Genomic DNA, 15,006 nt, shown 5'->3' with positions numbered 1-15,006 from the left:
CTCAATAATGTTTTAATTAAAATTTTAAAATTCAATTAATGTCCAAGAGAAGATTAAATGCAATTACCGAAAGCATGAAGCGCCAACAGCATTCAGTGTTAGAAACGGGGCGAAGATCAGAATTATTTGGCACTCATGTTTTCAATGAAGACAGGATGCTGCAATATCTTACAAAGGATGCGCATAGAAGTGTTAATGAAGCAATATTTGCAGGCACCAAAATTGACAGAAAAATAGCAGATCAGGTAGCAGAGGCCATGAAGGCATGGGCAATCTCTATGGGTGCTACGCACTACACACACTGGTTTCAACCTCTAACAGGGTCAACTGCAGAAAAACATGATGCCTTTTTTGACCTTCGATCTGATGGCAGGGCAGTTGAAAGGTTTGGTGGCGACCAACTTGTTCAGCAGGAGCCAGATGCCTCAAGTTTTCCCAGTGGAGGAATAAGAAATACTTTTGAAGCAAGAGGCTATACAGCTTGGGACCCTACTTCCCCGGCATTTATATACGGTACAACACTTTGTATTCCCACAATTTTTGTTTCCTATACCGGAGAAGCGCTGGATAATAAAGCCCCTCTTTTAAGAGCATTGCACGCCGTAGATATTGCCGCTACGGCTGTTGCCAAATATTTTGATAAAAATGTTTCCAAAGTCCATGCAACCTTAGGGTGGGAGCAAGAGTTTTTTTTGGTTGATAAAGCATTGGCGAATTCTCGCCCTGATATAGTTCTTACCGGTCGGACTCTTATTGGACATCTTGCGGCCAAGGGACAACAGTTAAGTGATCACTATTTTGGAGTAATTCCAACCAGAGCAATAAACTTTATGAGGGAACTTGAAAGAGAATGCGTTCAGCTAGGTATCCCCTTAAAAACCAGACACAATGAAGTAGCGCCCAATCAATTTGAACTGGCTCCTGTTTTTGAAGAAGCAAATTTGGCAGTTGATCATAACTTGCTACTCATGGATATTATGGAAAAGGTCGCAGACAGGCATAATTTTAAAGTTCTTTTTCATGAAAAGCCATTTTCAGGAATAAACGGATCAGGGAAACACAATAATTGGTCGCTGGCAACAGATACCGGGGTCAATCTTTTAAGTCCTGGATCTACGCCGATGAAAAACCTGCAGTTCCTAACATTTTTCATCAACACTATCAAAGCTGTGGATACCTATGAGGAGCTTTTGAGATCTTCAATTGCTTCCGCCAGTAACGATTATAGATTAGGTGCTAATGAAGCTCCACCAGCCATTTTTTCAATTTTTATAGGTTCGCAATTAAGTAGCGTTTTGGATGAATTGGAAGGGGTTTCCCAAGGTAAACTTTCACCTGAGGAAAAAACAGAATTAAAACTTAATGTTGTAGGTAAGATCCCGGAAATATTATTGGATAATACCGATAGAAATAGAACCTCACCCTTTGCCTTTACGGGCAATAAGTTTGAGATGCGTGCAGTTGGTTCTAAAACCAATTCTGCTAAACCCATGATGATCCTGAATACTATAGTTGCTCATCAATTAAAGGAATTTAAAAAGGAAGTAGATGCTTTAATTGATAAAAAGAAATTGAAAAAGGATGAAGCAGTTTTTAATGTTTTAAGGGAATATATTAAATCATCCAAAAGAATTCGCTTTGATGGGGATGGCTATAGTGATGAATGGGAAAAAGAAGCCAAAAAAAGGAAGTTAAGCAATAATAAAAATACCCCCTCGGCGGTCCGTGTACTTAAATCCAAAGAGAGTTTGGAGCTTTTTAAAGGATTGGACGTAATGAATGCCACTGAAGTAGAAGCAAGGCATGAGGTTGAACTGGAGACCTATATTTTACAAACCCAAATTGAAGGAAGGGTTTTTAACGATTTGGTATATAGCTACATCATTCCTTCGGCAATTGAATACCAAAATAAAATTATTAAAAATGTTCTGGGTCTTAAAGAGATTTACGGAGCAGCTCATAAGAAATTGTCTGAGGGCCATCTAACACTAATTGAACAGATTGGGGAGCATATGGTAGAAATAAAAAAGAATACTGATGAAATGACCAATGCAAGAAAGGTTGCCAATAATTTTAAGGATCTCAATAAGAAAGCTTTCGCTTACTGTGATAACGTTAGGCCCTATTTTGATAAAATAAGATATCATTGCGATAAGTTAGAACAACTAATTGATGATCAGTCCTGGCCATTGACCAAATACAGAGAACTTTTGTACATTAGATAAGCAATTAATTAAAGCTCATATTATGTGGGCTTTTTTTATGGTTTATCCTATTTTTGCGGAAACCAAAATCCATGGATCAGTCTACCAGTAAACGTTATGACCAAAGAGGTGTTTCTGCTTCCAAGGAAGACGTTCATAATGCCATTAAAAATATTGATAAAGGATTATTTCCAAATGCATTTTGCAAGATTGTAGAAGATTACCTCACAAAGGATGAGAAATACTGTTTGGTAATGCATGCAGATGGTGCAGGGACAAAATCTTCACTGGCTTATATGTATTGGAAAGAAACAGGGGATTTGTCTGTTTGGAAAGGTATTGCCCAGGATGCTTTGATCATGAACCTGGATGATCTTTTATGTGTTGGAGTTACAGATAATATCCTGCTATCCTCAACCATAGGTAGAAATAAAAACCTTATTCCTGGTGAGGTCATTTCGGCAATAATAAATGGTACCGAGGAATTAATTGAAGATTTAGCAAATTACGGAATTACTATTCATTCAACAGGCGGTGAAACCGCTGATGTTGGGGATCTTGTGCGTACAATAATTGTAGATTCTACTGTTACTGCAAGGATTAAAAGGGCTAATGTCATAGATAATGCCAATATTTCTGCAGGAGATGTAATTGTTGGTTTGGCGTCTTATGGTCAGGCTACTTATGAGTCAGAATATAATGGAGGGATGGGTAGCAATGGACTTACTTCTGCAAGACATGATGTTTTTTCAAAATATTTGAGTTCCAAGTATCCGGAGAGCTATGATTCACAGGTACCCGAGGAATTGGTGTATTCGGGAAATGTTAAACTTACAGATGCTGTTCCGGATTCACCTCTGGATGCCGGAAAACTTGTGTTATCTCCTACCAGAACCTATGCACCGATTATTAAGAAAATTCTTCAAAAATACGATTCCAAAGACATTCATGGCATGGTGCATTGTAGTGGTGGGGCTCAGACCAAGATTCTTCACTTTATAGACGACCTCCATATTGTTAAAAATAACATGTTTACAATACCGCCATTATTTAAATTAATTCAGGAACAATCGGCTACAGATTGGAAAGAAATGTATCAGGTCTTTAATTGTGGCCATCGCATGGAATTATATGTAAAAGAAAGTCTTGCAAAGGACCTGATAGCAATCTCTCAGGAATTTAACGTAGATGCCCAAATTGTAGGTTATGTAGAGTCAAATACCACGAAAAAACTAACAATTGAGAGCGAATACGGCACGTTTAACTATTAAGGTATACGAATCACTCTTTTAAAGCGTTCTTTTTATAATAGTTTTCGGCCTTAGTTCTTGGTTGAAATTGCATGAACATAAAAAAATAAATGTTATGGAGAGAAAGGAATTTTTACGAAGCCTGGGAGCAGGTGCAGCCTTTGCGCTAACCTTCCCTTGTATTAATGGTTGTTCAAATGATGACGGAGGTTCTGAGATGTTACCAGTGCCTACCGGAGTTGACTTCACCATAGATCTTAACTCACAGGAAGGTGCAGGATTGCAGAATAATGGTGACTTTATCTTAAAGAATGACGTAGTTGTGGTTAAGAATCTTGAAGGGAATTTTATTGCAGCAAGTCAGATATGCAGTCATCAGCAAACAGATCAGGTACGATTTTTCGATGATAATGGAGGAATTTTTCGTTGCTCGACCCATGGGTCGGTGTTTGATCAAAACGGCACCCCTTTGAACACAATTACAAGCAATCCGCTGAAGATTTTTAACACAGAACTAAACGGTAATATACTTCGGGTTTTTGAGTAATTATCGATTAGTCACATTTTGATATTTACATGAAAAGTCCTGTCCTAAATCTTTTCCTTTTTTCTTGTGCATTATTTTCTGATGATAAGTGCTCTGTAACCGTACGCCCAATATTTTCACAACTAAAAAATATTAAGTAAGTGAAAAATTTTGTGGTACTATTTTTTGGTATTCTTACCATGACTTTTGTTTGTGGTCAGGCCGGAAAATATGTCACCGTAAAGAGATCCTTAAAATTAATGGGTAGTTCTTTTGAGCTAACTGTAGTGGCCAATAATGAAGAGATTGGATATATCAATCTGGAAGAGGCTATTGCAGAAGTCAGGCGTATAGAAAAGCTGATTTCTTCCTGGGATCCCGAATCAGAAACTTCAGAAATTAATCGAAATGCCGGTGTAAAGCCAGTCAAAGTTAGCCTTGAGCTTTTTAAATTAATTGAACGTGCTATTCAGATTTCTGAAATTACAAATGGTGCTTTCGATATTACTATAGGGGCAATGGAAGATGTCTGGAAATTTGATGGTTCCATGTCTGTGTTTCCAACACCGGAACAAATAAGCAGTGCAGTTTCCAAAGTAGGCTATAAAAAGATAGCTCTTAATAAAGCTGAAAATAGCGTGTTTTTAAAGGAAGAGGGGATGAAGATTAGATTCGCGGCAATAGGAAAAGGGTATGCTGCTGACAAGGTCAAGGAATTATTAGTCTCCAAACAGGTTCCTGCCGGTATGATTAATGCTTCGGGTGATATTACAACCTGGGGTACCAAAGCAACCGGAGAAAAATGGTTAATCGGCGTGGATCACCCTAGAAGTAATAGTAAAATTTTTACTTGGTTACCTTTAATTGAATCATCGGTATCAATTACCGGTAATCTGGTTAGATATGTATCTTTTAATGGAAAGAAATACACGCACTACATCAATCCAAAATCGGGGTATCCAACCACTGGTATAAGCAAGGTAACTGTACTTGCCAAAAGAGCCGAACTATGTGATGCTCTTTCAACTGCTGTCTACATTTTAGGCAAGGAAAAAGGGATTTCAATGATAAATCAGCTTGGAGATACTGAAGTAATAATTGTAGACAGGTTCAATCAGATATATAAGAGCAACGGGATAATTCTTGATACATTAGAATAAATATTCTTATCTCCCTTTTACAAAAACTCTTTTATCTTGCTAATGTTGAAGTTAATATACCTTTAAAAATTTGTAAATTCGCATTCCTAAGAGATGATTGAATGTTAGATAAATTAAATATTGTAAAGCAGCGATTCGATGAGGTATCAGACCTCATTATTCAACCCGACGTTATTGCAGATCAAAAGCGCTATATTAAGCTGCATAAGGAATACAAGGATTTGCGTGTGCTCATTGAAAAAAGAGACTATTATATTGAACTGACAAATAATATAAATGAAGCGGAAGAAATTATTGCTGATGGCAGTGATTTGGAAATGGTAGAGATGGCTAAAATGCAGCTGGAAGAGGCCAAAGAGGCATTACCTGCCCTTGAAGAGGAAATAAAACTATTGTTAATCCCAAAAGACCCTGAGGATGCCAAAGATGTGGTGATGGAAATACGTGCTGGTACAGGTGGAGATGAGGCAAGTATTTTTGCAGGAGACCTTTACAGAATGTATTCAAAGTATTGTGAGTCCAAAGGCTGGAAAACAAATATCATTGATTTAAGTGAAGGTACCAGTGGGGGATTTAAAGAAATTCAATTTGAAGTCAGTGGAGATGATGTATATGGAACTTTGAAGTTTGAAGCCGGCGTGCATCGGGTACAACGTGTACCGCAGACAGAAACACAAGGTCGGGTTCACACCAGCGCAGCAACCGTAATGGTTTTGCCTGAGGCAGAAGATTTTGATGTACATATTGATCCCAAAGATGTGCGTATAGATTATTTTTGTTCATCAGGTCCCGGGGGTCAATCAGTTAATACAACTTACTCTGCCGTGCGTTTGACGCATATTCCTACAGGATTAGTTGCTCAGTGCCAGGATGAAAAATCACAACACAAGAATAAGGATAAAGCCTTTAAGGTTTTACGCTCGCGACTTTACGACATGGAATTGGCTAAAAAGCAGGAAGAGGATGCTGCAAAACGAAATTCACAGGTTAGTAGTGGAGATCGTTCAGCAAAGATTCGCACTTATAATTATCCGCAGGGCAGAGTTACCGATCATAGGATAGGTCTAACACTCTACGATTTACAGAATATAATCAACGGAGATATTCAAAAGATTATTGATGAGTTGATGTTGGTGGATAATACCGAAAAACTAAAAGAAGCTTCAGAGATTTTTTAAAAATCAGGATGAAAATTGAACACTTAGTTGAGCAAATCCATAAAAAAGAATCCTTTCTGTGTATAGGTCTGGATACTGACCTCGAAAGAATACCTGCCCATCTCCTTAAAGAGGAGTCACCTATTTTTTCGTTTAATAAGGCAAATCTTTGTGTGGCGTATAAACCAAATATTGCGTTTTACGAAGCTTATGGCTCAGCGGGTTGGGAAGCCCTGAGGAAAACTATTGAATATCTGAATGATAATTACCCCGAACTTTTTACCATTGCGGACGCAAAACGAGGAGATATCGGAAATACTTCGTACAGATACGCCAAAGCATTTTTCGAGGATTTGGATTTTGACTCCATTACTGTGGCACCCTATATGGGTAGAGATTCTGTTGAACCTTTTTTGTCTTTTGAGAATAAGCATACCATACTCCTGGCTCTTACTTCAAATGAGGGTGCTTTTGATTTTCAAACAAAATCCATTGGGGAAAAGACGCTATATGAACAAGTTATTGAAACGTCAAAATCTTACAAAAATAGTCAAAATTTAATGTATGTAGTTGGTGCTACCAAAGCCAGTTATTTGGCTGAAATCCGAAAAATAATTCCAGAAAGTTTTCTTTTAGTTCCAGGGGTAGGGGCGCAGGGCGGAAGCCTTGAAGAGGTTTGTAAATATGGAATGAATAAAGATGTCGGGTTATTAGTGAATTCTTCCCGGGGTATAATCTATGCTTCGTCCGGCAACAATTTTTCAATTATTGCGGCACAAAAAGCCTCTGAATTACGCAATAAAATGGCGATGGAACTCAAGAAAAAGTAGCCATTACTTTACAAAATCTTCCAACACTTTCTTAAGCTTGCGTGCTTTTAATTCAAAAAATGCAGCAAGTTTGTCGTCCGAAGTCTTGAAGTCAGATGCCTTGTTTAAAAAGTTCTGATATTGGTATTCAATTTGGGCCAAAGCCTTATGTCCACTTGTCATTGGAGTAATAGCTCCAACTTTACAATACTGATTGTCCATAGTCATATTCTTTGTTCTTACAAATATACGGCTTAAATGAAGTTTTGGATGTTGGCAAATGCATGTATTCACCTAAAAATCAGGTGATATGTCTAATTTTTAACTAAATTGATGAATATAAGCTACATAAATGACGAAAAATTTAAAATTTATAAAGTATGACGATTTTTAATAGATCAATGCAAACCAATTTTAAAAACTTCAATAATTGACTTATTTTTTAAATATCCAATATCATTTAATACCTGAATATGAAATATCTGATAATAACAGTTTTTTTACTGGGAACAGGAATCGGAGCCTGGTCACAATCTTCAAATTGTATTTGTTGTACTGAAAATCATGACGATTTTGATTTTTGGCAGGGTAAGTGGGAAGTGACTAATAAAGATGGCACTGATGCAGGCAATAATACAATAGTAAAAATGCAAGGCGGCTGTGTTCTTATAGAAAATTGGGTTGGAGCCAAAGGTCAATATACCGGTACCAGTTTAAATTTTTATAATAGTAACACCAAACAATGGGAACAACTTTGGGTTGATAACGCAGGAAGTAATTTAAAACTCACCGGCAATAGAACAGATAATCAAATGATAATGAAATCTTTACCTTTTGTAGGTAAGGATGGAAAGAAATATTTGAATAAAATTACTTGGACACTCAATAAAGATGGTACCGTAAGACAGCTCTGGGAAGTAATCCATGATGGCAGTGTTGCAAATGTTGCTTTTGATGGGCTATACACCAAAGTTGATTAATTTAATCTATTAGGTTTTTAGGAATAAAAAAACCGGTGCTCCCACCGGTTTTAAACTAACTAACTCAAAAAATACTAACTCAAATAATTCTTTAAAGGATATCTGCCATAAAAGTTAGCAGAACTACAAAGGGTTTAACATTGTAGTGATTTACCTTCAAATTTTTAACGATAAAATTTTCTGTTTATTGCAAGGAATTTAAGAATTTTTGTAATAAACAGCTGAATTACAAGCATTTTATTGATTAAAGCATAGATAATAAAGGGAATCAATAATAATTACAAATGCCAGGAATATGTTCAATAGTGATCGGCAATTAACTTTTCGGTTTCTGTTTTATTCTTAAAAACTTCAAAGGTCTTCCCTTGTGTACGCAAGGCGCCAAGTGTATTTGCATATTGAGCGGCTTTAATGGGGTCTTTGTATAATGAAAAGCCATATGCCAGACCGCCTGCAAAGGAATCTCCACAACCCGTAGTATCAATAACGTCTTTCATAAATACGGATTTAATAAATTTTTTGACTGTAGTATTATTTTCCTTGTAATACACAACACAACCACGGGAATCTAGTGTAACATAAAAATAAGTGACCCCTTTTGACAATACGTGCTCCGCCATGGCATCTATATGGTCCGTCTTATCTTCTTCATAACTCGTCATTTCCTCATATTCATATTCGTTTTTAAACCAACACGCCTGCGATTCTTCAAGATTCATTTTTAGTACATCTATAAAAGGTAGCCATTCATCCATGTCAACCCAGAACTTTCGATATCGATCTCCGGTCATACTCATTGTGGTAGTTGGTCCATGCGCATCAAATATTATTAATCCTTTTTTATGCTTTTTAATATGCCTGAGCGTACTGAGTGAAATTTCAAAATCTGTAATTGGAACAAAAACATAGGCATCAATATCATCCGAATCCGGAATATCTTCAGGCAAAATAGGTCTCATACAAGCAGTTTGCTTTTCCAATCGATTATTTTGATCTATAAACCTCAATTCTATAACCGTACCCCTGTCTTCCTTATATCCAATATGGGAAGTATCAATATTTGAATAGGGCTTAAACACTTCTAATATAGGCTCATAATCATTAGTATGTATATTTGATATTGGAATAACCCTCCCATCATCTCCCAAAAGCTTGGATAAAGCAATTACAGGATGTGTCACACAACCGTATTTTTGTATAACCTCATCCTGGTGCGTGTATATGGTATCTCTGGGTATTGGTCCTAAAACCGCTATTTTAATCATAAGCCTATGCTTTTGCACATTATTATTCTGTTAATATACTAAATAATTGGCGGTGTAAAAAGGGCTTATTACAGATGGTTTTATGAGAAGATCACTGTTTTATTATTATAAACCATGGTTTTTCTTTCTACATGAAGCTGAACTGCCCTCGATAGCACAATTTTTTCCAGATCCCTTCCTTTGGCAATAAAGTCTTTCACCCTGTGAGAGTGTGATACTGTTGTAACATCTTGCTCAATAATGGGTCCGGCATCCAGAGCTTCTGTTACATAATGGCTGGTTGCTCCAATTATTTTTACGCCACGGGCAAATGCGGCATGATAGGGTTTGGCTCCTGCAAAGGCCGGTAAGAACGAATGATGAATGTTTATTATTTTATTGGGATAATGGTCTATAATTTTATTGCTTAATATCTGCATATATCTGGCCAACACAATGAAATCTACATTATGTGATTTTAAAAGCTCTAATTGTTGCTTCTCAGCCTCTTCTTTGGTTTCTTTTGATACAGGTATAAAGTAGTATGGAATTTCAAATTGTTCAGCAATATGTCCGGCCTCGTCGTGATTACTCATGATAAAAGGAATTTCCAATGACAATTCACCAGATTTATAACGACTAAGGAGGTCATACAAACAATGGTTGTATTTTGATACAAAAATGGCCATTCGCGGTTTTATGTTTTCAGGGTGAATGCTCCAATTCATCTCATAAGGAATAGCCAATTTTGATTGGAATTCTTCTTTGAATTTAGAAAATTCAATTGCACTATCGTTAAATTCACTTTCCACACGCATGAAAAAAACATTGAGCTCTTCATCAACATGCTGGTCCAGGTATACGATGTTACCTCTATTGTTATGAATAAACCCGGTAATTGCACTTATTATTCCCGATTGATCCGGGCAGTGAATAAGAATGGTGTATCTCAAAATGATGTATTTTAGCCTGTAAAATTATAATATTAGGAACAGAGGCTTATTAAATTTGATAATTTTTATAAAATTCTGATTGTAAGATGATTTTTTTTGCATTTTCCTTAAATTGCTAACCTAAAGTAGTCCAAAAATTATCAATGGAACAAGCAAAAGCCTATAAACCAAAGAATAAAATAAGAGTGGTTACTGCGGCTTCTCTTTTTGATGGTCATGATGCAGCCATCAATATTATGAGACGTATCATTCAATCTACCGGAGTAGAGGTTATTCATTTAGGCCACGACAGAAGCGTTGATGAGGTAGTAAATTGTGCAATTCAGGAAGATGTCAATGCCATAGCCATGACTTCGTATCAAGGAGGTCATAATGAATATTTTAGATATATGTTTGACCTTTTAAAAGAACGAGGTGCAGAACATATTAAGATATTTGGTGGTGGTGGCGGTGTAATTCTGCCTGAGGAAATAGAATCTCTTATGGACTATGGGATTACCAGGATATATTCACCAGATGATGGTCGAACCATGGGATTGCAAGGCATGATAAACCATCTTGTAAAGCAAAGTGATACTCCTGTCCTTCCTTTAAAACTGGATAAAGGATCTACGCTGCTCGAAGCATTGAAGAATAAACAGCCAAAGACTATTGCACGGCTGATAAGTCTTGCAGAAAACAGACCTTCTGAATTTGAAGAACTATTTTCTACAATTCGAAAAGATAAAAATCAGGTCCCGGTATTAGGAATAACCGGAACGGGTGGTTCAGGTAAATCTAGTCTAGTCGACGAGCTTGTCAGACGATTTTTAAGGGACTTTCCTGAGAAATCTATTGGTCTGATATCTGTTGATCCTTCCAAAAGGAAAACAGGTGGAGCTCTTCTTGGCGATCGAATAAGGATGAATGCAATAAATGACGATAGGGTATACATGAGATCCCTTGCGACAAGACAATCTAATTTGGCTCTATCTAAATATGTGAATGAGGCTGTTGAAGTACTGAAAACCGCTGAATTTGATCTTATTATCCTCGAAACCTCAGGCATTGGTCAGTCAGATACTGAAATTATTGAACACAGCGATGTTTCGCTTTATGTTATGACTCCTGAATTTGGGGCTGCAACGCAACTCGAGAAAATTGATATGTTGGATTTTGCTGATCTTGTTGCGATAAACAAATTCGATAAAAGAGGCGCCCTCGATGCTTTAAGAGATGTAAAGAAACAGTATGTTAGAAATCAGGGCTTATGGGAAGCGGATGAGGAATCTTTACCGATATTTGGCACTATAGCTTCACAATTTAATGACCCGGGCATGAATCGTTTATATAAAGCGGTAATGCAACAATTAACCGAAAAGGCAAAAGCTGATCTCGTTTCAACCTTAGTGGTCAGCAAGGAAATGGATGAAAAGGTATTTGTGGTGCCACCTTCCAGGGTACGATATCTTTCGGAGATTTCTGAAAGTATTAATTCTTATGACAAAAAAGTATCATTTCAGGTTGAAGTAGCCCAGCAATTGTATGGAATTTATAAAACGGTCGCAGGTCTTTGCAAGACCAAACCAGAATTAAATAGTGCGGGAATAAAAGTCACCGGTATATTTAATTCCGGAGAAGATGAAAATGATAAATTAATTCAACTTTTACTAGCTGAATTTGACCGTGTAAAACTCAATTTGGATCCATATAATTGGGAAATTATCCTAAACTGGGATATTCTGGCTAAAAAATACAAAGACCCTTCTTATGTTTTTAAAGTAAGAGACAAGGAGATAAATATAGAAACGCACGTAGAGTCGCTATCAGGCCTTCCAATTCCCAAAGTAATTTTACCAAGATATAAGGCATGGGGCGACCTGCTTCTATGGCGATTGCAGGAGAATGTGCCCGGAGAATTTCCATATACTTCCGGACTTTACCCATTTAAAAGAACGGGGGAAGATCCAACACGGATGTTTGCAGGAGAAGGAGGACCTGAGCGTACCAATAGAAGGTTTCATTATGTAAGTCTTGATATGCCCGCGAAGAGATTGTCTACGGCATTTGACTCTGTGACACTCTACGGTAATGACCCGGATCACAGACCAGATATTTATGGTAAGATTGGAAATGCCGGTGTATCGGTTTGCTGCCTCGACGATGCAAAAAAACTGTATTCCGGTTTTGATCTGAGTGATCCTATGACTTCGGTTAGTATGACCATAAATGGACCTGCGCCAATGTTATTGGGCTATTTTATTAATGCTGCCATTGATCAAAACTGTGAGAAGTATATACATGAAAATGGTCTCGAAAAAGAAGTAGAATCAAAAATCAAAACCCACTATGGTGGAGATTTTAAAAACAGGCCAAAATATGAGGGCGCTTTGCCGGAAGGAAATAACGGACTTGGACTTTTTTTACTGGGTATTACCGGAGATAAAGTACTTTCCCCTGAAATTTACAACAAGATTAAAAAAGAGACTTTAAAAACAATTCGTGGAACGGTCCAGGCAGATATCCTAAAAGAAGATCAGGCTCAGAATACCTGCATTTTTTCAACAGAATTTGCACTGAGACTCATGGGGGATGTTCAGGAATATTTTATTCAGAATGAGGTAAGAAATTTTTATTCAGTATCTATTTCAGGTTACCATATAGCGGAGGCCGGGGCAAATCCTATTACACAATTGGCTTTTACTCTTTCAAATGGTTTTACGTACGTTGAATACTACCTGAGCCGGGGGATGGATATTAATAAATTTGGCCCCAACTTGTCGTTTTTCTTTTCCAATGGAATAGATCCGGAGTATGCGGTAATAGGCAGAGTTGCAAGGCGTATTTGGGCGAAAGCAATGAAGGACAAATACGGCGCAGATTCCAGGGCACAAATGTTAAAATATCATATACAGACATCCGGGAGAAGTTTGCATGCACAGGAGATAGATTTCAATGATATCAGAACTACTTTGCAGGCACTTTACGCCATTTACGACAATTGTAATTCATTGCACACAAATGCATACGATGAGGCTATTACAACCCCTACAGAAGAATCGGTTAGAAGGGCAATGGCAATACAATTGATAATTAATAAGGAATTGGGACTTGCTAAAAATGAAAATCCACTGCAAGGATCCTTTATAATTGAAGAACTTACAGATCTTGTGGAGGAGGCAGTTTTGCTTGAATTTGACAGGATTACTGAGCGAGGAGGTGTATTGGGCGCAATGGAAACAATGTATCAACGTTCCAAAATACAGGAAGAAAGTATGCACTATGAGACTCTGAAACACACTGGTGAATATCCCATAATTGGTGTAAACACTTTTTTAAGCTCTTCCGGATCTCCTACCATACTCCCTGCAGAAGTTATTCGTGCTACCGAAACTGAAAAACAGCAACAGATTAGTACATTACAAGGTTTGCACTTAAGAAATGAGCTGGTCGCTCAAAAAGAATTGAAAGCACTACAGGAAACAGCCATAAAGAATGAGAACATATTTGAAAAACTAATGGAAGTGACTAAATATTGTTCATTAGGACAAATCACACATGCCTTGTTTGAAGTAGGGGGGCAATATAGAAGAAATATGTAAAATTATTTTAGGTTAGCCTGGGAAATTAAGTTATCGATAGAGTTGCTCCATAAGAGCGTTAACTAATAGCCCATATAATCATTAAACCCCCAGCTGGAACCGCCATAATTTTTACCAATAGACTTCCTCCATTTCTTAAAAGACCTTCTAAAGCTGTGAATTTCTTTTCGAAGTAAATCCAGGTACTCCCTTTCTTTTAATCCATCATTTTCCAATCCGTTACAATAAGAAACTATATTACCTATCATAATGTTGATAAACGAAGCACTTTTCATTCGAACAGCGTAAGAATCAGTAGATTCAGCTTGCGCTATCTGCTGTGGAATCAAAATAGCGTCCGTGAGCAAAGAATCGGCAATATTGTCTCTTAAACTGTTAGATTGATATAATTTTAGCAAGTCCTTGTTTTGAGAAACAAACGAGGCTATTTCCCTGCTCATAGAGCAGAGTTCCATAGCTTTTCTATAAACCGGTAAGGTTCTTAAATTCTTGTAGGGCATTTTCTCTTTTAGCAAAAATTCTAGAATAAAGTTACGTCCAAATTTCAGATATTATCTTTAAAATATAAAGCAATTTTGTATTTTAGCTATGGAAAAATCATTTTTAAATACAAATTACTTTGAATATTAAAATAGATGACTTAAACTGGCACATACTTAGACTTCTGCAGGAGAATTCAAGGTTGTCTTTGTCAAATATTGGAAGGGAAGTTGGCCTGACTTCACCAGCTGTGGCAGAGCGTGTTAAAAAAATGGAAGACCTCGGAATACTCGAAGGTTTTAAGGCTAAAGTGTCCTATACCCTAGCCGGGTATCAACTCAAGGCCATTATTACATTAAGGGCATTTATGGGTAAACTGAAACCTTTTCTTGAAATGGTTAAAACCCTGGAGGAAGTTATAAATTGTTACAGAATTACGGGTGACGAGAATATTATTATGGAAGTAGTTCTAAAGGACCAGGCCCATCTGGAAAGATTTATCGATGAACTTATCAGATATGGGGAAACAAGAACACATATTATTCTTTCTGATGTAGTTTCCGATGCGCCAATAAAACGACTCAAGTAACGTTTATTAAGTTTGAAAAGGTTTAAAACAGACAACTCAATTCTAAGCTGACATTATTTATAATAATTAGTTT

The 15,006-nt window shown here is 37.0% G+C and carries 13 protein-coding genes; 9 read left to right on the top strand and 4 right to left on the bottom strand.

All coding sequences use genetic code 11. From position 1 onward, the window contains the following. Positions 1 to 38: 38 nt before the first annotated feature. The 6 genes from Q0X89_RS07480 to pyrF all read left to right on the top strand — a co-directional run bounded on the left by Q0X89_RS07480 (position 39) and on the right by pyrF (position 7,127). Complete coding sequence (locus Q0X89_RS07480) at positions 39 to 2,225, top strand: glutamine synthetase III (protein ID WP_297692718.1); 2,187 nt, start codon at positions 39 to 41, stop codon at positions 2,223 to 2,225. A 71-nt stretch (positions 2,226 to 2,296) separates the two neighbouring features. Further along, complete coding sequence (locus Q0X89_RS07475) at positions 2,297 to 3,475, top strand: AIR synthase related protein (protein WP_297692716.1); 1,179 nt, start codon at positions 2,297 to 2,299, stop codon at positions 3,473 to 3,475. A gap of 94 nt (positions 3,476 to 3,569) precedes the next feature. Next, a complete protein-coding gene (locus Q0X89_RS07470) occupies positions 3,570 to 4,001 on the top strand; it encodes a ubiquinol-cytochrome c reductase iron-sulfur subunit (protein WP_297692714.1) in 432 nt (143 codons plus the stop codon). Positions 4,002 to 4,141: 140 nt separating this feature from the next. Further along, the gene (locus Q0X89_RS07465; protein ID WP_297692712.1) at positions 4,142 to 5,140 is read left to right on the top strand and encodes an FAD:protein FMN transferase; all 999 of its coding nucleotides are present in this window, start codon (positions 4,142 to 4,144) and stop codon (positions 5,138 to 5,140) included. Positions 5,141 to 5,241: 101 nt separating this feature from the next. Beyond that, complete coding sequence (gene prfA / locus Q0X89_RS07460; protein WP_297692710.1) at positions 5,242 to 6,318, top strand: peptide chain release factor 1; 1,077 nt, start codon at positions 5,242 to 5,244, stop codon at positions 6,316 to 6,318. Positions 6,319 to 6,326: 8 nt separating this feature from the next. Beyond that, positions 6,327 to 7,127: an orotidine-5'-phosphate decarboxylase gene (gene pyrF / locus Q0X89_RS07455; RefSeq protein ID WP_297692707.1), complete on the top strand. Its 801-nt coding sequence runs from the start codon at positions 6,327 to 6,329 to the stop codon at positions 7,125 to 7,127. 3 nt (positions 7,128 to 7,130) lie between these two features. On the opposite strand, the gene Q0X89_RS07450 is transcribed toward pyrF, so the two are convergent. Beyond that, a complete protein-coding gene (locus tag Q0X89_RS07450; protein ID WP_297692705.1) occupies positions 7,131 to 7,328 on the bottom strand; it encodes a hypothetical protein in 198 nt (65 codons plus the stop codon). A gap of 251 nt (positions 7,329 to 7,579) precedes the next feature. Between Q0X89_RS07450 and Q0X89_RS07445 the strand changes: the two genes are divergently transcribed. After that, positions 7,580 to 8,086, top strand: a complete 507-nt coding sequence (locus tag Q0X89_RS07445) for a hypothetical protein (RefSeq protein ID WP_297692703.1) — start codon at positions 7,580 to 7,582, stop codon at positions 8,084 to 8,086. Positions 8,087 to 8,385: 299 nt separating this feature from the next. Here Q0X89_RS07445 and Q0X89_RS07440 read toward each other — a convergent pair whose 3' ends face one another. Both Q0X89_RS07440 and purU read right to left on the bottom strand, forming a co-directional pair. Beyond that, positions 8,386 to 9,351 (bottom strand): carbohydrate kinase family protein, encoded by a 966-nt coding sequence (locus Q0X89_RS07440; protein ID WP_297692701.1) that lies wholly within the window; start codon positions 9,349 to 9,351, stop codon positions 8,386 to 8,388. A gap of 80 nt (positions 9,352 to 9,431) precedes the next feature. Continuing rightward, complete coding sequence (gene purU / locus Q0X89_RS07435; protein ID WP_297692698.1) at positions 9,432 to 10,283, bottom strand: formyltetrahydrofolate deformylase; 852 nt, start codon at positions 10,281 to 10,283, stop codon at positions 9,432 to 9,434. Positions 10,284 to 10,426: 143 nt separating this feature from the next. Here purU and Q0X89_RS07430 point away from each other — a divergent pair, with 143 nt between their 5' ends. After that, positions 10,427 to 13,864: a methylmalonyl-CoA mutase family protein gene (locus tag Q0X89_RS07430; protein ID WP_297692696.1), complete on the top strand. Its 3,438-nt coding sequence runs from the start codon at positions 10,427 to 10,429 to the stop codon at positions 13,862 to 13,864. A gap of 62 nt (positions 13,865 to 13,926) precedes the next feature. On the opposite strand, the gene Q0X89_RS07425 is transcribed toward Q0X89_RS07430, so the two are convergent. Then, the gene (locus Q0X89_RS07425) at positions 13,927 to 14,364 is read right to left on the bottom strand and encodes a hypothetical protein (protein ID WP_297692694.1); all 438 of its coding nucleotides are present in this window, start codon (positions 14,362 to 14,364) and stop codon (positions 13,927 to 13,929) included. Positions 14,365 to 14,483: 119 nt separating this feature from the next. Here Q0X89_RS07425 and Q0X89_RS07420 point away from each other — a divergent pair, with 119 nt between their 5' ends. Beyond that, the gene (locus tag Q0X89_RS07420) at positions 14,484 to 14,933 is read left to right on the top strand and encodes an Lrp/AsnC family transcriptional regulator (protein ID WP_297692692.1); all 450 of its coding nucleotides are present in this window, start codon (positions 14,484 to 14,486) and stop codon (positions 14,931 to 14,933) included. The last annotated feature ends 73 nt before the right edge of the window (positions 14,934 to 15,006 follow it).

This window comes from uncultured Eudoraea sp., from assembly GCF_947258525.1.
Lineage (GTDB): Bacteria > Bacteroidota > Bacteroidia > Flavobacteriales > Flavobacteriaceae > Eudoraea.
This window is presented reverse-complemented; position numbering and strand designations above follow the sequence as displayed.